This is a genomic window from Azospirillum rugosum, assembly GCF_017876155.1.
In the GTDB taxonomy this organism is placed as follows: domain Bacteria; phylum Pseudomonadota; class Alphaproteobacteria; order Azospirillales; family Azospirillaceae; genus Azospirillum; species Azospirillum rugosum.
Genome location: NZ_JAGINP010000022.1, coordinates 1 through 22,210, shown reverse-complemented (window position 1 = coordinate 22,210; position 22,210 = coordinate 1). Strand labels below are relative to the sequence as shown.

General features: G+C 69.4%; 19 protein-coding genes and 1 rRNA gene. 9 read left to right on the top strand and 11 right to left on the bottom strand.

Translation table 11 applies throughout. The annotated features are described in order from the left end of the window. Nucleotides 1–140: 140 nt before the first annotated feature. The 5 genes from J2851_RS26000 to J2851_RS25980 form a co-directional block, all read right to left on the bottom strand. The gene (locus tag J2851_RS26000; RefSeq protein ID WP_209769948.1) at nt 141–1,421 is read right to left on the bottom strand and encodes an acetylornithine deacetylase/succinyl-diaminopimelate desuccinylase family protein; all 1,281 of its coding nucleotides are present in this window, start codon (nt 1,419–1,421) and stop codon (nt 141–143) included. A gap of 115 nt (nt 1,422–1,536) precedes the next feature. Then, entirely contained in the window at nt 1,537–2,370 is an 834-nt protein-coding gene (gene nadC / locus J2851_RS25995) for a carboxylating nicotinate-nucleotide diphosphorylase (RefSeq protein WP_209769947.1), read from the bottom strand. Beyond that, a complete protein-coding gene (locus tag J2851_RS25990; RefSeq protein WP_209769946.1) occupies nt 2,355–4,004 on the bottom strand; it encodes an L-aspartate oxidase in 1,650 nt (549 codons plus the stop codon). Before J2851_RS25990 ends, nadC begins: the two co-directional genes overlap by 16 nt. A gap of 23 nt (nt 4,005–4,027) precedes the next feature. Then, nucleotides 4,028–5,038 carry a quinolinate synthase NadA gene (nadA, locus tag J2851_RS25985; RefSeq protein WP_209769945.1) on the bottom strand — a complete coding sequence of 337 codons (1,011 nt, stop codon included), beginning with the start codon at nt 5,036–5,038 and terminating at the stop codon, nt 4,028–4,030. Nucleotides 5,039–5,305: 267 nt separating this feature from the next. Further along, the gene (locus J2851_RS25980) at nt 5,306–6,397 is read right to left on the bottom strand and encodes a TRAP transporter substrate-binding protein (RefSeq protein ID WP_209769944.1); all 1,092 of its coding nucleotides are present in this window, start codon (nt 6,395–6,397) and stop codon (nt 5,306–5,308) included. A gap of 188 nt (nt 6,398–6,585) precedes the next feature. Here J2851_RS25980 and J2851_RS25975 point away from each other — a divergent pair, with 188 nt between their 5' ends. Together J2851_RS25975 and J2851_RS25970 are read left to right on the top strand one after the other, a co-directional pair. Further along, nucleotides 6,586–7,098, top strand: a complete 513-nt coding sequence (locus J2851_RS25975) for an OsmC family protein (RefSeq protein WP_209769942.1) — start codon at nt 6,586–6,588, stop codon at nt 7,096–7,098. A gap of 172 nt (nt 7,099–7,270) precedes the next feature. Continuing rightward, entirely contained in the window at nt 7,271–8,764 is a 1,494-nt protein-coding gene (locus tag J2851_RS25970; RefSeq protein ID WP_209769940.1) for a hypothetical protein, read from the top strand. 21 nt (nt 8,765–8,785) lie between these two features. Here J2851_RS25970 and J2851_RS25965 read toward each other — a convergent pair whose 3' ends face one another. Next, on the bottom strand, nt 8,786–9,418 hold the full coding sequence (locus tag J2851_RS25965; protein WP_209769938.1) for an MBL fold metallo-hydrolase: 633 nt from the start codon (nt 9,416–9,418) through the stop codon (nt 8,786–8,788). A gap of 158 nt (nt 9,419–9,576) precedes the next feature. Between J2851_RS25965 and J2851_RS25960 the strand changes: the two genes are divergently transcribed. Next, a complete protein-coding gene (locus tag J2851_RS25960; protein ID WP_209769937.1) occupies nt 9,577–10,029 on the top strand; it encodes an RrF2 family transcriptional regulator in 453 nt (150 codons plus the stop codon). Between the two features lie 95 nt (nt 10,030–10,124). Here the strand turns inward: J2851_RS25960 and J2851_RS25955 are convergent, their stop codons facing one another. Continuing rightward, nucleotides 10,125–11,288 carry a hypothetical protein gene (locus tag J2851_RS25955; RefSeq protein ID WP_209769936.1) on the bottom strand — a complete coding sequence of 388 codons (1,164 nt, stop codon included), beginning with the start codon at nt 11,286–11,288 and terminating at the stop codon, nt 10,125–10,127. A 323-nt stretch (nt 11,289–11,611) separates the two neighbouring features. Here J2851_RS25955 and J2851_RS25950 point away from each other — a divergent pair, with 323 nt between their 5' ends. From J2851_RS25950 to J2851_RS25935, 4 genes are all read left to right on the top strand, one after another. Then, complete coding sequence (locus tag J2851_RS25950) at nt 11,612–12,637, top strand: sulfate ABC transporter substrate-binding protein (protein ID WP_209769935.1); 1,026 nt, start codon at nt 11,612–11,614, stop codon at nt 12,635–12,637. Between the two features lie 108 nt (nt 12,638–12,745). After that, the gene (cysT, locus tag J2851_RS25945; RefSeq protein WP_246500941.1) at nt 12,746–13,531 is read left to right on the top strand and encodes a sulfate ABC transporter permease subunit CysT; all 786 of its coding nucleotides are present in this window, start codon (nt 12,746–12,748) and stop codon (nt 13,529–13,531) included. Beyond that, the gene (gene cysW / locus J2851_RS25940) at nt 13,521–14,378 is read left to right on the top strand and encodes a sulfate ABC transporter permease subunit CysW (protein ID WP_209769933.1); all 858 of its coding nucleotides are present in this window, start codon (nt 13,521–13,523) and stop codon (nt 14,376–14,378) included. Before cysT ends, cysW begins: the two co-directional genes overlap by 11 nt. A gap of 14 nt (nt 14,379–14,392) precedes the next feature. Beyond that, nucleotides 14,393–15,433 carry a sulfate/molybdate ABC transporter ATP-binding protein gene (locus J2851_RS25935; protein WP_209769932.1) on the top strand — a complete coding sequence of 347 codons (1,041 nt, stop codon included), beginning with the start codon at nt 14,393–14,395 and terminating at the stop codon, nt 15,431–15,433. 77 nt (nt 15,434–15,510) lie between these two features. Here the strand turns inward: J2851_RS25935 and J2851_RS25930 are convergent, their stop codons facing one another. After that, nucleotides 15,511–16,203 carry a uracil-DNA glycosylase gene (locus tag J2851_RS25930; RefSeq protein WP_209769931.1) on the bottom strand — a complete coding sequence of 231 codons (693 nt, stop codon included), beginning with the start codon at nt 16,201–16,203 and terminating at the stop codon, nt 15,511–15,513. Nucleotides 16,204–16,429: 226 nt separating this feature from the next. Between J2851_RS25930 and J2851_RS25925 the strand changes: the two genes are divergently transcribed. After that, nucleotides 16,430–18,181, top strand: a complete 1,752-nt coding sequence (locus tag J2851_RS25925) for a hypothetical protein (protein ID WP_209769929.1) — start codon at nt 16,430–16,432, stop codon at nt 18,179–18,181. Nucleotide 18,182: 1 nt separating this feature from the next. Here J2851_RS25925 and J2851_RS25920 read toward each other — a convergent pair whose 3' ends face one another. The 3 genes from J2851_RS25920 to J2851_RS25910 all read right to left on the bottom strand — a co-directional run bounded on the left by J2851_RS25920 (nt 18,183) and on the right by J2851_RS25910 (nt 21,215). Then, nucleotides 18,183–19,898, bottom strand: coding sequence for a monovalent cation:proton antiporter-2 (CPA2) family protein (locus J2851_RS25920; RefSeq protein WP_209769927.1), 1,716 nt, complete (start codon nt 19,896–19,898; stop codon nt 18,183–18,185). A gap of 145 nt (nt 19,899–20,043) precedes the next feature. Further along, nucleotides 20,044–20,424, bottom strand: a complete 381-nt coding sequence (locus J2851_RS25915) for a response regulator transcription factor (protein ID WP_209769926.1) — start codon at nt 20,422–20,424, stop codon at nt 20,044–20,046. 245 nt (nt 20,425–20,669) lie between these two features. Further along, nucleotides 20,670–21,215: a MarR family transcriptional regulator gene (locus tag J2851_RS25910; protein WP_209769924.1), complete on the bottom strand. Its 546-nt coding sequence runs from the start codon at nt 21,213–21,215 to the stop codon at nt 20,670–20,672. A 728-nt stretch (nt 21,216–21,943) separates the two neighbouring features. Here J2851_RS25910 and J2851_RS25905 point away from each other — a divergent pair. Then, a 16S ribosomal RNA gene (locus J2851_RS25905) occupies nt 21,944–22,210 on the top strand; the annotation flags it as partial.

Sequence of the window (22,210 nt, the reverse complement as noted above, 5' to 3'; positions counted from 1 at the left end):
CCTCGCCCGCCTCCGGCGGGAGAGGGAGGGGCCCGCGAAGCGGGAGGGTGAGGGCTTGGTTTTTCGGGAAGACTTTGCCCTCACCCTCCCACACCTTCGGTGCGGGCCCCTCCCTCTCCCTGCGGGGCAGGGAGAGGGGATCAGCGCGCCCCCAGCAACTCCAACGTCGCCAGCGCCATGACCTGCGCCGAATGCACCATGTCGTCGATGCCGACATACTCGTCCGGCTGGTGGGCGAGGTCGAGGATGCCGGGGCCGTAGGCGATGCAGTCCTTCAGGTGGCCGACGCGCACGATGTGCTTCTGGTCGTAGGTGCCGGGGGACACCACCTGCACCGCCGGGCGGCCCAGCACCGTCTGGATTGCCGCCTCCACCGCGCGCACCACCGGCGCGTCCGCGTCGGTCATGGTCGGCAGGAAGGCCAGCACCTCGCGCAGCTCGTAGTCGAAGCCGGGGCGCTCGCGCCGCAGGTCGTCCAGGATGCCGACGATCTCCGCCTTCACCGCTTCCGGGTCCTCCTCGATCAGGTAGCGGCGGTCGATCACCATGCGGCAGCTGTCGGGCACGACCGGGCTCGGCAGGCCCTCGCGGTCCTCCGGCTGGCCGCCGTGGATGGCGTTGACGTTCAGGGTGGACTGGCGGGCACCCTCCGGCACCACGGGCATAGCGGTGCGCTTGGATGCCAGGCGCGGGATCAGCTCCGTCTCGATCCGGTGCAGCACGGCGCCCATGTGGCGCACCGCGCAGTTGCCGAGGAAGGGCATGGAGCCGTGGGCGACGCGCCCCTTCGTCTCGATCTCCGCCCACCAGACGCCGCGGTGGCCGATGCACACCCGGTCGACGTTCAGCGGCTCCGGGATGATCACATGGTCGACGCGCGGGCGGGAGAAGTAGCCGAGCCTCGCCAGATGCCCGACGCCGCCATAGCCGCCGGACTCCTCGTCCACCGTGCCGGAGATTTCCAGGGCGCCGGCGAAGGGGATGCCCTCCTCCAGGATCGCCTCCACCGCGATGATGGAGGCGGCGATGCCGCCCTTCATGTCGCAGGCGCCGCGGCCATAGACGCGCCCGTCCTTCACCACCCCTTCGAACGGGTCGACGGTCCAGCCGCGCCCGGCCGGCACCACGTCGATGTGGCCGTTGAAATGCACGCAGGCGCCGGGGCGCCGCCCCTCGATCCGGGCGATGACGTTGGTGCGCGGGTAGCGGTCGCTGTCGCCCGGCGCGCCTTCGGCCCGCACATACTCCAGCTGAAAGCCGCGGGCGGCCAGCCGCCGGCCGATGAACTCCGCGCAATCGGTATAGACGTCGCCCGGCGGGTTCACGGTGGGGATGCGGATCAGGTCGCGGGTCAGCGCGACCAGCTCGTCGCGCCGCTCCTCGATCCGGCGGAACAGGGACTCCTTCACGTCAGCCGACAATGCGTCCTCCCGCGTATCCTTTCGCGGAAGGATCGGGCAAGGCCCGCCCGATGTCGAGCCCGTAGGTTGGGTGGAGCCGCAGGCGCAACCCAACACACGTCGCACAGGAACGGCTTCAAATATCGAGGCCGATGTCCAGGTTCGGGGCGCTGTGGGTCAGCCAGCCGACGGAGATCATGTCCACGCCCGACTCCGCGATGGCCCGCACGGTGGCCAGATTGACGTTGCCCGACGCCTCCGTCACCAGCCGGCCGTCCACCAGGGCGACGGCGCGGCGCAGGGTCGCCGGGTCCATGTTGTCGAGCAGGACCACATCGACCGGCAGGGACAGCAGCTCCTCCAGCTGCTCCAGCGTGTCGACCTCCACCTCCACCTTCACCATGTGGCCGATGGCGTCGCGGACGCGCTCCACCGCCGGGCGGATGCCACCGGCCACGGCGATGTGGTTGTCCTTGATCAGCACCGCGTCATCCAGCCCGAAACGGTGGTTGAAGCCGCCGCCGAGCCGCACCGCGTGCTTTTCCAGGACGCGCAGGCCGGGGGTGGTCTTGCGGGTGCAGACGATGCGGGCGCGGGTGCCTTCCACCTCCCGCACCAGGGCGCGGGTGGCGGTGGCGATGCCGGACAGGCGGCCCATGATGTTCAGGGCCGTGCGCTCCGCCGTCAGCAGGGCGCGGGCGCGGCCGGTCACCGTGGCGATGGTGCCGCCGGGGGCGACGTCGCTGCCGTCCGGGCGCTCGATGGTCACCTCCACGGCCGGGTCGAGCGTGCGGAAGGCGGCGATGGCGACCTCCAGCCCGGCGACGCGGCCGTCCTTGCGCGCATTGAGCCGGGCGGTGGCCATGGCGTCGGCCGGGATGATGCTGTCGGTCGTGACGTCGCCGGCCCGCCCGAGATCCTCCGCCAGCGCGGCGCGGACGATCGGTTCAAACATCAGAGGATGGAGCATGCGGCGTCTCCCGTGCCGATCTGGGTGATCAGGGCGCCGGCGCTGCCGGCGAGGTCCTTCAGGGTGAAAGCGTGGCGTTGGGCCGCCGGATCCTCGGCGGGGAAGTCCGTGCGGAAGTGGGCGCCGCGGCTCTCGCAACGGTCGAGCGCCGCGTGGACGACCAGACGCCCGACCAGCAGCCGGTTGCGCGCCTCGCCCCAGCGCCGCACCGACGCCACATCCGTGGGCCCGTCGCCGCGCAGCACGTCGAGCGCGACCGCCAGCCGGTCCAGCCGCTGCCGCGCGGCCCGCAGGCCCGCGCCGTCGCGCACCAGCCCGGCGCCCTGGTAGAGCGTGCCCCGTGCCTCCGCCGTGATGGCGTCGATCAGCGCAGCACCCACCCCGCCGGCCACCGCGGGCGGCTGGGGCAGGGCGAAGGGCGGCAGCGCGGGCAGCGGGCGCTCCGCCACGTCGCGGGCGACGCGGGCGCCGAAGACCAGGGCCTCGAGCAGGGAGTTGCTGGCGAGACGGTTGGCTCCGTGCACGCCGGTGCAGGCGACCTCGCCGCAGGCCCACAGCCCGTCCAGGTCGGTGCGGCCCAGACGGTCGGTGACCACCCCGCCCATGTGGTAATGGGCGGCCGGCGCCACCGGCATCGGCTCTTTCCAGGGATCGAGCCCGTGCGCGGCGCAGAGCGCCAGCACGGTGGGGAAGCCGTCCGGCTTGGCGGCCAGCGCCGGGCGCAGGTCCAGCGTCACCGCCTCCCCGGCCGCGACCCGCGCGCCGATGGCGCGGGCCACCACGTCGCGCGGGGCCAACTCGGCCAGCGGGTGTTCGTCCGCCATGAAGCGCCTGCTGCGCCCGTCGAGGAGGAGGGCGCCGGCGCCGCGCAACGCCTCGGTCAGCAGCGGCGCGGGGTCGGCGTCCACCGCCAGGGCGGTGGGGTGGAACTGCACGAACTCCACGTCGGCCAGCGTCGCCCCGGCGCGGGCGGCCAGCGCCAGCCCGTCGCCGGTGGCCTCCGGCGGATTTGTCGTGCGGGCGAAGGCTCCGCCGATGCCGCCGGTCGCCAGCACGACGCGCGGCGTGCGGTGGAACACCCACCCCTCGGGATGGCAGGCCAGCACGCCGCAGACCCGCCCGTGCCGCACGGCGAGGTCCACCGCGAAGGCGTTCGTCTCCACCGTGATCGACGGCGTGGCGCGCACCCGTTCCGCCAGGGCGGCGACCAGGGTCGGGCCGGTGGCGTCGCCCCCGGCGTGGACGATGCGCGCCGCGCAATGAGCGGCCTCCCGCCCCAACAACGGGGCGCCGTCGGCGGCACGGTCGAAGGGCAGGCCGGCGTCGAGCAGGGCGCGCACCCGCACCGCCCCCTCGCGGGCGAGCAGCAGGGCGGCGTCGGCGTTCACGAAGCCGGCGCCCGCCGCGACGGTGTCGGCGGCGTGCGCCTCCGGCCCGTCGCCGGGGCCGACCGCGGCGGCGATGCCGCCCTGGGCGTGGTTGCTCGACCCACTGGGCAGGTCCGCCGTCTTGGTCAGCAGCGTGACGGCGCGCGGGGCGAGGTGAAGGGCGGTCATCAGCCCGGCGAGGCCGGAGCCGATGACGACCACGTCCGAGTCTTGGACGGTGTAGGGGACGGTGTAGGGGGTGACCATGGCGGCCTCCCTATTGATGACGATCAGCGTGGCTTGACGGCGAGCATCCGCTCGACGGAGCGGCGCGCCCGTTCGGCGACTTCCGGCGCGATGGACACTTGCGGCTCCAGCGTGCGCAAGGACTCCAGGATGTTCGCCAGCGTGATCTTCTTCATGTGCGGGCACAGGTTGCAGGGCCGCACGAACTCCGTCTCCGGCGAGGCCGCGGCGACGTTGTCGCTCATCGAGCATTCCGTGACCATCAGCACGCGGGGCGGCCGGCGGTCGGCGACGAAATCGACCATGCGGGCGGTCGAACCCACGAAGTCGGCGGCCTCCAGCACGTCCGGCGGGCATTCCGGGTGGGCGATGACGACCAACTCGTCGAAGCGGCCGCGGAACTCCCGGATCTCGTCGCCGGTGAAGCGCTCATGCACCTCGCAATGGCCCTTCCAGGCGATGATCTCGACGCTGGTCTGGGTGGCGACGTATTTCGCCAGATACTCGTCGGGCAGCATGATGACGCGCGGCGTGCCCAGCGACTCCACCACCTCCACCGCGTTGCCGGAGGTGCAGCAGATGTCCACCTCCGCCTTCACCTCGGCCGAGGTGTTGACGTAGGCGACCACCGGCACGCCCGGATACCGCTCCCGCAGCAGTCGGACGTCGGCGGCGGTGATCGATTCGGCGAGCGAGCAGCCGGCGCCGGTGTCGGGGATCAGCACGGTCTTGGCCGGGTTCAGCAGCTTCGCCGTCTCCGCCATGAAATGCACGCCGGCCAGCACGATGACATCAGCGTCGGTCTGCGTGGCCTTGGCGGCCAGCGCCAGGCTGTCGCCGACGATGTCGGCCACGCCGTGGAAGATCTCCGGCGTCTGGTAGTTGTGGGCCAGGATGACGGCGTTCCGCTCGCGCTTCAGCCGGTTGATCTCGTGGACCAGCGGGGCGTGGAACGGCCATTCGACGGCGGGGATCACGCGCTTCACGCGCTCATAGATCGGCCGCGTGGCCTCGGCGATGTCAGCGGTGTAGGCGAGAGCGCTGGTGGCGGGCATGACGCATCCCCTTAATGCTCTGTATGAGCAAAACCATAAATGCTCGAACTGAGCATATCAAGGGGGAAAATGAGAGGCGCCACCCGGGGCGGGAGGCGCCTTTTTCGCAGCCGGTTTCACCACAGAGACACAGAGGCACGGAGAAAGGGTTCCGTAGGTTGGGTGGAGCGCAGCGCAACCCAACATTTCCGCATGGAAGACCCTGTTGGGTTACGCTGTGCTCCACCCAACCTACGGCCTTCTCTGTGTCTCCGTGCCTCTGTGGTTTTACTTCCGCTGCGCCGACTGGGCGTAGATGTAAGCGTCGAAGGAGTTCTCGGCGACGCGGAACCACAGGCGCTCTTCCTCGCAGAAGGGCTTCCAGGCGTCGTAGACCTTCTTGAAGCGCGGGTTCTTGGCCGACAGCTCGTCGTACAGCTCGTAGGCGATCTTCTCGCAGGCCTGCATGACCTCGCGCGGGAAGGCGCGCAGCTGCACGCCGCTGGCGACCAGCCGCTTCAGGGCCGCCGCGTTGACGGTGTCGTACTTGGCGATCATCCAGGCGTTGGCCTCCCAGCAGGCCTGCTCCAGGATGACCTTGTAGGAGGCCGGCAGCTGCTCCCACGCCGTGATGTTGATCATCAGCGGGATCTGGGCGGAGCCCTCCCACCAGCCCGGCGCGTAGTAGTATTTGGCGACCTTGTGGAAGCCCAGCTTCTCGTCGTCGTAGGGGCCGACGAACTCCGCCGCGTCGATGGTGCCGCGCTCCAGCGCCGGGTAGATGTCGCCGCCGCCCAACTGCTGCGGCACGAGGCCCAGCTTGCCCATGATCGTGCCGGCCAAGCCGCCGACGCGCATCTTCAGGCCGCTCAGGTCCTCGGTGGTCTTGATCTCCTTGCGGAACCAGCCGCCCATCTGGGCGGACGTGTTGCCGGCGGGGATGTTGTAGATGTTGTGTTCCCGGAACAGCTCCCGCATCAGCTCCAGCCCGCCGCCGTGCATCATCCAGGCGATGTGCTGGCGCGTGTTCAGGCCGAAGGGCATGGCCGTGTCGAAGCAGAAGGTCGGGTCCTTGCCGATGTAGAAATAGGCGGCGGACTGGCCGCACTCGACGGTGCCGTTCTGCACGGCGTCCAGGACCTGGAGCGCCGGGACGATCTCGCCGGCGGCGAAGGTGCGGATCTGGAACTTGTTGTCGGTCGCCGCGGCGACGCGCCGCGCGATCAGATCCACCGCACCGTAGATGGTGTCCAGGCTCTTCGGGTAACTCGACGCCAGGCGCCACTTGATCTCCGGCTGGCTCTGCGCGATGGCCGGTGCGGCGACGGAGGTGGCGGCGAGGCCGACGCCAGCGCTGGTCAGAAAGGCACGACGTTTCATGGCAGGGGTGACTCCCGTCCCTTTTCATTCTGTTTATGGCGCGGGGTTTAGCCGAAAATGTCGCCGGCCGCCACCCGCGAGGACGCAGGGCCGCCGTGCGCCGTCAAAAGCATCATTGTCTTGATCTTGCGCGCGGGCCATCATCCGTTCCGCCCACAATCAGAATGGCAATGAGGGAACGCACGGGCATGGACGCGCAGGATCTGCGGGCGCTTCAGGCGCCGCTGAAGGACAAGTACAAGGACGCGCCGGAATCGGCGGTCGTCACGCTGAAGGCCAAGGGGGCGCTGGACGACACCGGCATCGCCTGCAAGGTGGACACCGGCCGCGCGCTGGTGGAGGCCGGGCTGCACCCGGCGACCGGCGGGCCGGGCACCCAGGCCTGTTCCGGCGACATGCTGCTGGAGGCGCTGGTCGCCTGCGCCGGCGTGACGCTGAAGGCCGTCGCCACCGCTCTGGAGTTCAAATTGCGCGGCGGCACCGTCTCGGCGGAAGGCGACCTGGACTTCCGCGGCACGCTGGGCGTGGCGAAGGACGCGCCGGTCGGCTTCCGGTCCATCCGCCTGCGCTTCGACCTGGACACCGACGAACCGCCGGAACGCATCGCCACGCTGACCAAGCTGACGGAGCGCTACTGCGTCGTCTACCAGACGCTCGCCAGCCCGCCGCCGCTCGCGCTGAGCATCAACGCCGGGGCGTGATGGCGCGGGAAGGGTGAACTTTCTCCGGGAAAGTGTAATCCACGGTAGAATCATTAACGACCTGATAACGGTATCGGGAGAAAAATTACCAGGACACGCTATTAATCTTTCATCCTGCGGCGGCCGGCTGCGGCGCTGGGCGGTGGAAGCGCAACACCGAAGGGGGGAGCTCATGTCTGCCATCGACGGGCTGTTCGGAACCGCCAGCGCCGCCACCGCCAAGTGGAAGCCGATCTCGGCCAACGACGTGGCCACCGGCACCTGGAAGGCGGTGACGGCGACGAAGACGCAGACCGTTCTTGACGACAGCGTCGAGGTCAGCGGGCTCGCCAAGTCCCTGACCGGGGTGGCGGGCAAGGTCTTCGCCTCCCTGGGCTCCAAGGCCCGCGCGATGCTGGATGGCTTCGTCAAATCCGGCCAGATGACTGAGAAGGAGGTGTCGCTCGGCCTGCGCTCCCTCGCCACCGACGCGGTCAAGAGCCGCTTCATGCGGGAACGACCCCAGGACGAGGAGGACAAGGCCTGGGCGGCCAAGGGGGCGGCCGCCGACAAGGCGCTCCACCACAAGATGGAGCGCATGGAAAAGGCCATGCAGGCCCTCGGAGCGGAACGGGACGCCGCCCACGCCGCCTTCGAACAGGACAAGGACCAGGAGGCCTTCCAGGCGCGCATGGTCGGTCCCTACGAGCAGTTCAGCAAGGAAACGGCGGACATCAATCGGGAAGAGGAGGAAACGGCCGGCGGCAATCCGCTGGAGGTGCTCGGCACGGTGATGAGCCACTTCCTGAAGAAGGGGACGGAGCAGTTCCAGGCGCTCGACTTCACCGGCCTGGAGGAAGGCGACGAGGATTTCGGCCTGCTGCCGAAGAATGACGTGAAGGGCAAGGCGGCGGCCGACAAGATGATGGATTTGGGCTTCATCCCGAAGCTGTACCGCAACGGTTTGGCCGATTACGCCGCGGACGTGGACATTCCCGGCGTCGGGCGCGGGACGGTCAAGGACCGGTTGCCCGAGTCCGAACCCTCCGCCGCGGAGGAGGAGGCGGCCACCGGCAAGGCTGCGCTGCGCACCATTGTCAAGGTGACGCAGGAGGAGGCGCCCGGCCTCGCCAGCTTCACCGCGGTGACCGCGGAGGCCCGGTCGGTGCTGGACGCCGGCTACGCCGCCATGGCCAAGGCCGGCAAGGGGGTGAACCTCAACAACGAGGCGGACGTCAACGCCCTGTTCGGCGGATTCGACCGGCGCTCCCTCTTCGCCATCGCCAGCAACAGCGGCGGCGGCTTCTCCAAGAACGAGCAGGCGGCCGCCCAGTCCGTCATGGCCCGCCAGCAGAAGGAGGCGATGACCGCCGCCGACCCCACCGGCACCGACCCGGCCGCGGCCTACCGCGCCGCGGTCGCCTTCCTCGACACGGCGAGCGGCGAGGAAAAGGCCTCGGTCAACTGGTCGGTCAAGCGGGCGGCGGCCCAGTTCGGCTATGAGAGCAGCATGAGCCGGAAAGGGGCGACGCCCGAACGCGTCGACAGCGTCTCACCCCTGGCGCGCATGCTGAAGGGGGCGATGGACGCCCAGAAGGACAAGGTCGACGCCAAGGCGCTCACCGGCGGCGCCTATGTCAACAGCTTGATGGACCTGCCCCTGTTCAAGCACGGGGTGACGGCGTGAGACACCGCCGCGCCGTCCGTATCAGTCGTTGAGGAAGGGGTTGTAGAGCCGCTCCTCCCCGATGGTGGACATCGGGCCGTGGCCGGGGATGAAGGCGACGTCGTCGCCCAGCGGGAACAGCTTGGTCCGGATCGACTCGATCAGGTCGCCGTGGTTGCCCTTGGGGAAGTCGGTGCGGCCGATGGAGCCCTGGAACAGCACGTCGCCGACGATGGCCAGCTTGCTCGGCTTGTGCACGAAGACGACGTGGCCCGGCGTGTGGCCCGGACAGTGGTGCACGTCCAGCGTCAGGTTGCCGACGGTCACCGTGTCGCCCTCGTCCAGCCAGCGGTCGGGGGTGAAGGCGCGCACCGGCGGGAAGCCGAACATCTGGCTCTGCATCGGCATGCCGTCGATCCAGAACTTGTCCTCCGGATGCGGCCCCTCGATGGGCAGCTTCAACTGGTCGGCGAGGTCGGCGACGCCGCCGGCGTGATCGATGTGGCCGTGCGTGACCAGGATCTTCTCCAGCGTCACGCCCTTCGATTCGGCGGCGCGCAGGACGCGGTCGATCTCCCCGCCCGGATCGACGGCCGCACCCTTCATCGTTTCGGGGCACCAGAGCACCGTGCAGTTCTGCTGGAACGGAGTGACCGGGACAATGATGGTCTGCATGCCGCGTCCTTCGCGAATCGGTGATAAATCGGCCTGGACCTTACGCGCCGGCGTTGGGCGGGGCAAGATCCGGTACCATTTCCCGAACGGCGCGGCTATATGGGGTAGGCTTCTCCATTTTCCTTTCCAAGCCGCCGCCAGGAGCGGATCCGGACCGAATGCTGTCGCAAAAAGCCAAATACGCCCTGCGCGCGCTGATCATGCTCGCCGAACGGACCGACGACGAGCTGGTCCTGATCGCGGAGATCGCGGAGCGGGAGAACATCCCGCGCAAGTTCCTGGAAGCCATCCTGGTCGAGCTTCGCAAGCACGGCCTGCTGTTCGCCAAGCGGGGCAAGAGCGGCGGCTACCGCCTGGCGCGCCCGGCCGCGGAGATCTCCTTCGGCGAGGTGATCCGCCTGATCGACGGGCATCTGGCGCCGATCCCCTGCGCCAGCAAGAACTCCTTCCGTCCCTGCGACGACTGCATCGACCCCGCCACCTGCTCGGTGCGCTGGCTGATGGTGCAGGTCCGCGACGCCACCGCGAACGTGCTGGACAACCAGTCGCTCGCCGACGCGCTGCGCCACCGGCAGGCCACCGGCGGGTTGCCGGTCAATTTCGACATTTGACGGGCGCGGTGTTGGGTTCCGCCTGCGGCTGCACCCAACCTACGGTTCGACCCTCGTAGGTCGGGTGGAGCGAAGCGCAACCCGACATAGCCCTCTTACGGCATCAGGTCCGTCGCCACGAAGACGCGGTCGAGCGCGCGGTTCGTGGCTTCGCGGACGATGCCGGCCTCCAGCAGCTCGTCCACCAGCAACTGCGCGCCGCGGAAGGTGCTGCCCAGGCGCTTCTGCACGCGGCGGACGGTGAAGGCGGGCTCCTCGAACAGGAAATCCAGCACGTCCGGCAGGCGGGAGTTGCGGCGCTTCGACCCGACCCGCCGCCGCCAGCCCTCCGCCGTCTGGTCCAGCGCCAGGGCGCGCCGCCGCTCACGCCGTGCCGTTTCCGCCACCGCGTCGGTCAGCCACAGCCGCCAAGCCTCGTCGCGCCCGCGCGCGGCGATGCCGGCGGCGGTCCGCTCGGTCTGCAAGGCGACCGACATCGGCAGCCAGACCTGCGGCACCCGGCAGGTCCGCGCCACCGCCAGCGCGCCCATCAGCCGCGCCGCGGGCACGGCCCAGGTCGGGATGCGCAGGTCCGGCGCCGGGCGGAGCAGGTCCGCCAGCGTGCCGACCGCGCCGAGCATCCCCGGATCCTGCCCGGCCGTGTCGAGCCGCTGGAGGAGCGTGGCGGCATCGTCCTCGCGCTCCGGCGACAGGACCAGGCGGCCGGGATCGCGCCCCGACACCTCCGCCTGAAGGCAGCGCCACAGCGCCTCCACCCAGCGCAGCGTCCAGGGCTGCGGCGCCTCGGTGCGCGGCGCCGCCTCGCCATCGTCCGAGTCGCCGTCCTCGTCGTCCAGGCCAAGGCGATCGAGGAGACCGGGATCGGCCAGGCTGGCCTCCAGCTCCGCCACCGCCCGCCACGCGTCGGCCGCCGCACCCGCGGCGGGAGCGGGCCGCGCCGCATCCTGGTCATAGGCGGCGGGCGCCGTGATGACGCCCTGGGTGAACAAGGCGCCCTGCCACAGGGCCCGGACCGACTGCGCCGCCCCGCGGCCGGCGGTGGGGACGAGGTCGGTGTTGACGGTCGCCACCAGGAACTCGGTAGCGTCCACCGCGACGCCGTCGAGGCGCGCCGCGGCGCAGGCCTCGCGCCGCGCCGCGTCGGCCCACAGGCGCTGTCGGCGCACCGGCTCCTCCACCACCTCCGCCAAGCGGCCGAGCGCGCGCTCGGCCTCCAGCAGGGCGGTCAGGAAAGCGGGGGAAAGGGGTGCTGGCGTCATGGCGGTCGGCATCGGCAAAGGGCGGGTGGACTTCTTTCATGATACCGAAGCAGGGCTTCGCTACCAACGGGATCCGTCTGGCAAGGTCGGGCTGCGCGAACGGGGGCATCTGTGAAATCGGCTTGCCTTGCGCGCGGCGTGGCAAAAAATGGCTTTGCGCCATCCCGTGCGATTTGGCAAACTCTACGGGAGATATAGAAAATATAACACAGTCCATTCCGGTAAATACTGTGGTATGAGGGCGTCGCTGCCCTCCGCCACCCGCCGGTTTCGCACAGCCAGTCCTCTTCAAAAAAGGGGCGGTTCAACAGAGGGAGAGCGTCATGCCGTTCCGTCACCGCCTGTCCGTCCTGGCCGCGGGCGTTCTCTTCGCTGTCCTGGGCACGACCCTGGGGGCGACCGCCGCCAAGGCGCAGAACACGCTGCTGAACGTCTCCTACGACCCGACGCGCGAGTTCTACGTCGAGATCAACAAGGCCTTTGCCCAGAAGTGGCAGAAGGACGGCGGCGGCAAGGTCGCCATCAAGCAGTCGCACGGCGGCTCGGGCAAGCAGGCGCGCTCGGTCATCGACGGGCTGGACGCCGACGTGGTCACGCTGGCGCTCGCCTACGACATCGACGCCATCGCCGACGCCGGGCTGCTGCCGAAGGACTGGATGAAGCGCCTGCCGGACAACAGCGCCCCCTACACCTCCACCATCGTGTTCCTGGTGCGCAAGGGCAATCCGAAGCAGATCAAGGACTGGAACGACCTTGTGAAGCCGGGCGTGGCGGTCGTCACGCCCAACCCGAAGACGTCCGGCGGCGCCCGCTGGAACTACCTGGGCGCCTGGGCCTACGCGCTGGCGCAGAACAACAACGACGAGGGCAAGGCCAAGGCCTTCGTCGCCGACCTGTTCAAGAACGTGCCGGTGCTGGACAGCGGCGCCCGCGGCGCCACGGTGACCTTCACCCAGCGCGCCATCGGCGACGTCCTGCTCGCCTGGGAGAACGAGGCCTACCTGTCGCTCCAGGAGTTCGGCGCCGACAAGCTCGAGATCGTCGTGCCGTCCCTGTCGATCCTGGCCGAACCGTCGGTCGCCGTGGTGGACTCCGTCGTGGATCGCAAGGGCACCCGCAAGCTCGCCGAGGCCTATCTCCAGTTCCTCTACAGCCCGGAAGGGCAGGAGATCGCCGCGAAGAACTTCTACCGCCCGCGCCTGAAGGAACTGGCAACCCGGTATGCGGACCGCTTCGCCAATGTTAATCTGGTGACCATCGACCAGACCTTCGGCGGCTGGCGCAAGGCCCAGGAGACCCATTTCGCGGATGGCGGCGTCTTCGACCAGATCTACCAGAAGGGCCGCTGATCCGTGGTCGCGGCATCCTCAACCGACGGTGCCGCGCTCCCCTCGCAGGGGCGCGCGGTGTTGAGCGTCCTGAAGAAACCCAGCGTCATTCCCGGATTCGGCCTGACGATGGGCTTCACCCTGGCCTATCTGGGCCTGATCGTCCTTTTGCCACTCGCCGCGCTGGCGGTGAAGGCCGCCGGGCTCGGCTGGGCCGGTTTCTGGAACGCGGTCCTGACCCCGCGCGTCCTGGCCGCCTTCCAGATCAGCTTCGGCCTGTCGCTGCTGGCCGCCGCGATCAACGCGGTGTTCGGCTTCATCGTCGCCTGGGTGCTGGTCCGCTACCGCTTTCCCGGGGCCAAGATCGTGGACGCGCTGGTCGACCTGCCTTTTGCCCTGCCCACCGCGGTGGCGGGCATCGCGCTCAGCGCGCTTTACGCGCCGAACGGCTGGGTGGGCAAGCTGCTGATGGACTGGTTCGGGCTGAAGGTCGCCTTCACGCCCCTGGGCATCGCGATCGCGCTGACCTTCATCGGCCTGCCCTTCGTGGTGCGGACGGTGCAGCCGATCCTGCAGGATTTGCCGCCGGAGGAGGAGGAGGCCGCCGCCTCGCTCGGCGCCACGCGCTGGCAGAGCTTCCGGCGCGTCGTCTTCCCGTCGCTGTTCCCGGCCCTGCTGACCGGATTCGCGCTGGCCTTCGCCCGCGGGGTCGGCGAATACGGGTCGGTCATCTTCATCGCCGGCAACATGCCCGGCGTGTCGGAGATCGTGCCCCTGCTGATCGTCATCAAGCTGGAGCAGTATGATTATGCCGGCGCTGCCGCCGTCGCCACGCTGATGCTGGCGGCGTCCTTCGCGCTGCTGCTGCTCCTCAACCTTCTGCAAGCCTGGATGAGGTCGCGCCATGCTCGCTAAGACCAGCGGACAACGCCCGGCGCTGGACGACCGGAGCTGGGTGCGCGGCTTTCTGATCCTGTCGGCGCTGGGGTTCCTGCTGCTGTTCCTAGTGCTGCCGCTCGTCGCCGTCTTCGTGGAGGCGCTGCACCGCGGCGTCGACGCCTATTGGGACGCGCTGGTCGAGCCCGACGCGCTGTCGGCGATCCAACTGACGCTGATCGTCGCGGCCATCGCCGTGCCGCTGAACCTGGTGTTCGGCGTGGCCGCGTCCTGGTGCATCTCCAAGTTCGACTTCCGCGGCAAGGGCCTGCTGATCACGCTGATCGACCTGCCTTTCTCGGTGTCGCCGGTCATCTCCGGCATCATCTACGTGCTTCTGTTCGGCCTGCACGGCGTGCTGGGCCCGTTCCTGAAGTCGCAGGGCGTGCAGATCATCTTCGCGGTGCCCGGCCTCGTGCTCGCCACCATCTTCGTCACCTTCCCCTTCGTCGCGCGCGAGCTGATCCCCCTGATGCAGGAACAGGGCACGGAGGAGGAGGAGGCCGCGCTGGTGCTGGGCGCCAGCGGCTGGCAGACCTTCTGGCGGGTGACGCTGCCCAACATCAAGTGGGGCCTGCTGTACGGCGTGCTGCTGTGCAACGCCCGCGCGATGGGCGAATTCGGGGCCGTGTCGGTCGTCTCCGGCCACATCCGGGGCGAGACCAACACGATGCCGCTGCACGTCGAGATTCTCTACAACGAATACAACTTCGTCGCCGCCTTCTCGGTGGCCTCGGTGCTGGCCATGCTTGCCCTCGTCACTCTGGTGGCGAAGACGGTGCTGGAGTGGCGCTTCGGGGCCGAGCTGGCGGCGACCCGGCATTGAGGCGACGTCAGGCCATGGCAATCCAAGTCTCCGGCATCACCAAGCAGTTCGGCCACTACCGCGCGCTCGATCAGGTGGACCTTGAGGTCCGCTCCGGCGAGCTGCTGGCCCTGCTCGGCCCCTCCGGTTCGGGCAAGACGACGCTGCTGCGCATCATGGCGGGGCTGGAAAGCGCCGACTCCGGCAGCCTCCAGCTGCACGGGGAGGAGGCGCTGGGCCTCAGCCCGCGGGAACGGCAGGTCGGCTTCGTCTTCCAGCACTACGCGCTGTTCCGCCACATGACGGTGTTCGAGAACGTCGCCTTCGGCCTGAAGGTGCGCCCGCGCGCCCAGCGCTTCGGCCGGTCGGAGATCAAGCGCCGCGTCATGGAGCTGCTGGAGCTGGTCCAGCTCGCCCATTTCGCCGACCGCTACCCGGCACAGCTCTCGGGCGGGCAGCGGCAGCGCGTGGCGTTGGCCCGCGCGCTGGCCATCGAGCCCAAGGTGCTTCTGCTGGACGAGCCGTTCGGCGCGCTCGACGCCAAGGTCCGCAAGGAGCTGCGGCGCTGGCTGCGCAAGCTGCACGACGACATCCACATCACCTCCGTCTTCGTCACCCACGACCAGGAGGAAGCGCTGGAGCTGGCCGACCGCGTCGTGGTGATGAGCCAGGGCCGAATCGAGCAGGTGGGCAGCCCGGCCGACGTCTACGACCACCCGGCCTCGGCCTTCGTCTACGAGTTCCTGGGGCAGGTGAACCGCTTCGACTGCACGGTGGCGGACGGCGTGGCGCGCGTCGCCAACGGCGCCCTGGCGATCCCGACGGAGAACGGGGTGCAGGGCGAGGCCATCGCCTACGTGCGCCCGCACGACCTCGGCCTCAGCCCCAGCGCCGGCGGCCCCGGCCGGGTGTCGGGCATCCACGTGGTCGGCCCCGACGCGCGCGTGGAGGTGGACCTCGCCGGCCTGACCCTGGAGGCGGAGATGGACCGCGAGCGCCTGTCCTTCCTGGGCCTGCGCCCCGGCGACCGCTGCGCCGTCCACATCGACCGCGCCCGGGTGTTCCCGCGGCGGTGACCAGTCCCCTCCCCCGTCGAAGATGGGGGAGGGTTAGGGTGGGGGCCCAGCGCGACCACGTCCCACCCAGCCCACCCTCACCCCCCGCCGACGATCCTCGCCACCCCCTCCCGGAAGGCCGTGGCCCCGCCATTCGCCGGATGGCGCACGGCGGGCACGCTCGTCCCGTGCTCCGCCAGCCGCCGCCGCGCGGTTTCCCCCACCGCAACGACCCGCGCGCCCGGGAACAGCGCTAGGAAGGCGTCCAGAAGGTCGGCCTGCTCCGCCACCTCGCGGTCGGTGGGCGTCCGGTTGGTCAGCGGCTCCCCCGGACGGTGCGGGTGGAAGGCGAAGCTGTTCCACAGGGCGAAGCGGTCGGCGGGCCGACCCAGGCCGAGCAGCGTCGTCCACACGATCGTCGCCGTCGGCTCGCAGAAGCCGCCCGTGCGCTCCGCAGCACTTCGGGCGATGGCGTCGGCGCTGGTGCGGCGCTTCGGGCCGGCGAACACGGCCTCGTGGGGCACCTGCCGCTTGGCGCCGAGCAGCGTGCGCTCGCAGGTCATCGGCACGCCGCTGAAGCGGGCGCCCTGGTAGCCCACCGCTTCCGCGATCAGCACCAGATCGGCCCGCCCGACCCTCGCCGCCAGATAGGCCCTGAGGTTGGCGAGCCGGATGTCCGGCGCGTCGCGGCCGATGTCCACACCCGCCGTCCAATCGGTCCAGGGGCGGAACACGCCGGGCCCGACGGCGCGGCGGCGCAGGGTGTCCAGGAAACGGTCCAGGCTGTCCATAGGCTTGTCCGGCGAGGCGGGGCGCTCGTCATCTCGGGTGAGGGAAACGGCGGGCGGCGCCCGCCGGGTGTAGTCATTTCGACCATAGCCCAGGTCCCGTCCGGAGCGGGGGGCTAATTCCGAAGCCTAAGCTATACCGCCATTGCTTTTTGACGATCAGCAGCATCGGGGTGTTGTCCCTTCCGCATTGCACCCAAAGCTGGAGAGGCGGATGGAGCACCCCGGAATGACGCAGGCACCCCGGCACGAGGGGGTCTGGATCGGGGCAAGGGTTGGAACCGGCGCCCCATCCGGATCCCTGTCGAACCGGTCCCTGGGGGCCCAATCCCTGACGATGGCGCTGCCGCTCGCCATCATCCTGGTCCTGCTGGTGCTGCCGCTGCTTCTGGTGGACATGCCGCCGATGCTGGACTACCCGAACCATCTGGCGCGGGTGGACGTGCTGCTGAACTTCCGCAGCGACCCCTTCCTGGCGGAGCATTACACGGCGTCGCTGACCCCCGTGCCGAACCTGCTGATGGAAGCGGTGATGCTGCCGCTGGCCAGCGTCCTGCCGCTGTACGTCGCCGGGCGGCTGTACGTGGCGCTGGCCGCGGTGCTGACGATGGTCGGCGTGCTGATGCTGCACCGGACGCTGTTCGGCCGCTGGAGCCTGTGGCCGCTGTGCGGGGCGCTGTTCGTCTACAACGCCACGCTGATCGGCGGATTCATGAGCTTCTCGCTCGGCATCGCCTTCCTGCTGATCGGCGTGTCGCTGTGGCTCCGGCTGGAGGGCAACCGCTGGCAGCTCGCCGTGGCGGCGCTGTTCGCCCTGTTCCTGTACTTCTCCCACGCCATCGTGCTGGGCTCCTACGCGCTCTGCCTCTTCGCGGTGGAGGCGACCAAGTACGTCGGCCCCGGCCGCAAGCCGATCACCATCGGCAACGTCGGACGCGACGCGCTGCGCTTCGCGGCGCTGCTGGCGCTTCCGATCCTGCTGTTCGCCGTGACGGTGGGGACGCAGCTTCTGCATTCCGATGCCGCCGCCGTGGGGGCGCAGGACCAGTCGCCGCTTCTGCTGCTGAAGCAGATCTACTGGCGCCTGAAGAAGCTGACGGAACTGAAGCAGTGGGGCTATCGCATCAACGACATGCTGGCGCCGGTGCTGAACTACAACACGCTGCTCGACACCGTGACGCTGCTCCTGGTCGTCGGCGGCGTGGCTCTGGCGGCGCTGACGCGGCGGCTTCGGGCGTCGCGGGCGATGATGGTGGCGGTGGCCCTGTTCGCCGTCTGCTTCTTCGTCGTCCCCGACCCCTTCTTCGGCACCTACTTCGTCTCCATCCGCTTCTGGATCCTGGCGGCCTTCCTGCTGGTCGCCGGCACCGACATCCGCTTCGGCGGGCCCCGCGCGGCGGCGGTCTTCGCGGTCGGCCTGCTCGGCCTGCTGACCCTGCGCACCGGCGTGCTGCTGTCCAACTGGTACGGCTATCAGGACGATGTGGCGGACCTGCGCCGGGCCGCGGAACGGATCGAGCCGGGCAGCCACGTCCTGCTCGTCTGGGCCGGGGAGCAGGCGGGCTGCTGCAACACCAAGGAGTTCGTGCAGACCCAGCCGCCCTGGCGCTCCGCCCTGGTGGCGCTGCCCAGCCTGATCCACCTGCCGTCGCTGATCACCATCGAGCGGCGCGCCTTCGTGCCGACCCTGTTCAGCCACCCCGGCAAGCAGCCGCTGACCGTGACCCAGCCCTTCCGCGACCGCTGCATGGCGATCTACGAGGGCGTGCCGGTCGACGTGCGGCTGCTCGACCATCCGGAACTGGCCACCCAGCGCGACCATGTGGAGCCCTGCGCGCACTATGTCGGCTGGAAGGACAAGTACGACTACGTGCTGCTGATGTTCTCCAACACCTTCCACCAGTTCGGCCTGAAGACGCCGGATGGGGTGGAGGAGCGCTACCGCGGCACGGTCTTCGACCTCTGGAAGGTGAGCAAATAACTCAGGCCGCGCTGTCCTGGCTCTCGTCGCCGGGACGTTCGGCAAGGTCGGCGTAGCCGCGGTCGCGCACGGCCTTCAGGCTGCGGTCCACGGCCTCGGCCTCCACGCCCGCGCTGCGCAGGACGAGGCTGGCCATCTGCAGGCTGGCCTCGATGGTCTCCGGCACCACGGCGGTGGCGCCGGCCCGCGTCAGCGCCGCACCGCGCTCCAGGTCGTGGGCGCGGGCGACGATGGTGACGCTGCGGGCGGTGCGGCGGATCGAGTCGAGCGCGCGCTCCGCCATCTCCGGCCGGTTGACGGTGATCACCGCCGCCCGCGCCCGCTCGATGCCGGCGGCGCGCAGCACGCCGACCTGGCTCGAATCGCCATAATAGACCGGCAGCCCATCGGCCCGCGCCCGGGCGACGCGCTGCGGGTCGAGGTCGAGCGCGACGAAGGGAATGTTGTGGTCCATCAGCAGCCGCGCGATGGCCCGCCCGACTCGCCCGTAGCCGGCGATCAGCACATGCCCCTTCAGGTCGTTGGTCTCGATCCCGAAGGCCTCCGCACCCAGCCGCGCCTCGATCGCCTGGGCGAGCCGGTGCGCCAGCAGGCCGATCAGCGGTGTCACCGCCATGCTGAGCGCGACGGAGGAGGAGAGCAGCAGGCCGGTCTCGGCGTCCAGAACCGCCAGACCCGTGGCCTTGCCGACCAGCACGAAGGCGAACTCGCCGCCCTGCGACAGCAGCAGCCCGACTCGCAGCGCGGTGGCCAGCCCCAGCCCGGACAGCCGGCACAGCGCGAACAGCAGAATGCTCTTGCCGGCCAGCAGCGCGGCGGTCAGCGCCAGGATGTCGTCGGCCCGCGCCACCATGGCCGGCAGGTCCAGCGTCATCCCGACCGTCATGAAGAACAGGCCGAGCAGCAGGCCGCGGAACGGCTCGATGTCGGCCTCCACCTGGTGGCGGAAGGCGGTGTCGGCCAGCAGCATGCCGGCCAGGAAGGCGCCCAGCGCCATGGACATGCCGGCCTCGGCGGTCAGCCAGCCGACCGCCAGGACCACGAACAGGTTGGCGGCGGTGAAGACCTCCGGGCTCTTGGCCGACGCGACGAACTGGTAGGCCGGGCGCACCACGAATCGGCCCAGCAGCATGATCACCCCGACCGCCCCGACGGCCTTGGCCGCGGCGAGCGCCAGCGCCTCCGGAATGCTGGTGTCGCCGCCCGCCAGCAGCGGCAGCAGGGCCAGCAGCGGCACCACCGCCAGATCCTGGAAGATCAGCACGGCGACGGAGATGCGGCCGAAGCGGGCCACCGTCTCCCCCCGCTCGACCAGCAGCTTCAGCACCGTCGCGGTGGAGGAGAAGGCCAGCATGCCCCCGATCACCAGCGCCGCCGCCGCGCTCTCGCCCAGCGCCAGGGCCGCGCCGCCGATGGCCGCGCTGGTCAGCAGCACCTGCATCAGCCCCAGCCCGAAGATGTAGCGGCGCATCGCCCGCAGCCGGGACAGCGGCAGCTCCAGCCCGATGGCGAAGAGCAGGAACACCACGCCGAACTCGGACAGGAGCTGCGGCAGCTCGACATCGACCACCGGTCCCGGCGTGTGCGGTCCCAACAGGGCGCCCGCCACCAGGTATCCCAGCACCGCGGGGACGCGCAGCCTCTGGAACACCGGCACGATCACCACCGCGGCCAGCAGAAGGGACAGGACGTCGAGAAGAAGGCGAGGATCGTGCATGGCCGCAAATGGTCGGAGGGCAGGCGGGTTTCCGCTCCGGTCGGGGCGGGCACGCACTGTATGCGGCGGGAACGCCGGTCACCGCAAGTGCACCGGCACCGAAAATGGAATGTTCACAAAGGACGTGGGGCCACCCCGCTCGTCGTCATGACGACGGATGGCCCAGCAGCTCCGCAACCGCGTCCAGGAACTCGTCGTTGCCGAACGGCTTGTAGAGAAGCCGGTCGGCGCCGTGCATCTCCGAGATTTTCAAGGCATAGGCGGCGGGAAACTCGTCGCTGCCGCCGGACATGGCGATCACCGCCGGGTGGTCGCCGCGGTCGCGCAGGCGCTTGACCAATTCAATTCCGTCCATGCCCGGCATCATCATGTCGACGACGACGAGGTCGAAGGGGGCCGCCTCCATCGCCTTCAGCCCGGCGGCGCCGTCATGCGCCTCGGCGACCGCATGGCCCCGGCCTTCCAGCAGCAGGCGCAGCAGAGCCGTGACCGAAGGCACGTCATCGATCACCAAAATCCGAGCCATCGACGACGCCTTTCAAAAATCGTGATTGCCGTGAGCGGGGGCGGAGCCGGCTATGCCCCAGGGCTGCGCGAGGGGCGCGATGATGCTTTGCACAAGAACCATGCGAGGTGTTAAAGCGGATTGCAATCCGCTTTGGACCGCGACCGCGGGCCCGGTCGCACGTGCGACCGAAGCCCGGCCGGCGAATGAGGCCATATGAATCTAAAGCGAATGCAAATTCGCTTTAGCGACTGCGACCACGACGGTCAATCCGCCGCCGCACCCTCTTCCCCGCCGCCACCGTCTTCCAAATCTCCGCCCAACTCTTCGGCCGGATCTCCCGCCCGGTCGCCGGACCGCTGCGCACGGCGGACCAGCAGCGTGCGCAGCACCTGGTCCAGCCCGTCGGCGAGCGCGCCGTGCTGGGGATCGCTGAGGCTCGCGATGGCCGCGGCCACCTCGTTCAGGGGATCGTGGGTCAGGATGGAGCGGCCGCGGTCCGTCAGGGCCAGGCTGATCGACCGCCGGTCCGTCTCGCTGCGCTGCCGGTCCAGCAATCCCTTTTTCTGCAAGGCGGCGATCGTCTGGCTCGCCGTGCCCTTCGTGGTGCCGTGGTGGCGGGCGAAGGCGACGACGCTGCACGCGGTTGCGTTCGCCTGCGAAAAATAGCGCAGCGCCGCCCATTGCGCCGGGTTGAGGCCTTCCGTGAAGGCGAGATTGGCCGTGGTCCGCAGCACCTGCGCCATCACCTCGGCCGTCGCGCGTGCGTTGGGGCGCCTGCCGAGTTCCTTCTTGCCGGAAAACGAATTCATGCCCGAAAGCGCCAGACGCCGTTTCGATGTTCGCAACGATTCCCGTGAAGCATAAGAGGAGAGGGCGAGCCTGTCCATCGGGCGCCATGTCGCGCAAAAGGTGGGTGCCAGGCCCTTTGGCAAGGCCCGCGGGCGAGACCCATCGCAGGGCCTGTGGCAAAATCCGGGTCAGGTCTATTCGCCTGGGCTTTTTTCCTGGACTCAGGTCCGCCGTTCCCTTAAACACCCGCTCCCCGGCGGACACGGCCAGCAAGGCCTTGGACCGACGGGGAAAACCCCGGAAGAACGGGGCAGGGGATTGGCGCGGTGTTGGGCCGTCCGGCACGAAAGTGGCTAGACGGTTTGGCCGAAACGAAACAAAGGGCTTGACGCCCTCTGCCGAAAGCGCTAAATAAACCCTCTGCCGGCGCGACATTCGATCGTGCCTCTCCGATCTTCCAGACCTTTGGGCGCACAGCAGCCGGTTCACCGGATGCGACGCCGTCGGGTCGATCGGGTTCGGATCTTGGACATTGTAAAACGTGAAATCGAGAAGGGATGCGCAGGCGGCGGTGATGAGCCGTTGTGGTCCGCGGGCTGGTCTCCGGTTGGGGATCGGCAAATCGCGGGATCGCCTGGAGCATCCTGGTCAAGCAGTATGAGACGTACAGTTTCGAAAGCTTGGGTAGGGACGCTTTGAGCGGTCCTGATCAAGTGGGCTGGTCCTTCATGGATCGATGGCCCATCTTGAACCTGAGAGTTTGATCCTGGCTCAGAACGAACGCTGGCGGCATGCCTAACACATGCAAGTCGAACGGAGGCTTCGGCCTCAGTGGCGCACGGGTGAGTAACACGTGGGAACCTGCCTTATGGTTCGGGATAACGTCTGGAAACGGACGCTAACACCGGATGTGCCCTTCGGGGGAAAGTTTACGCCGAGAGAGGGGCCCGCGTCCGATTAGGTAGTTGGCGGGGTAACGGCCCACCAAGCCGACGATCGGTAGCTGGTCTGAGAG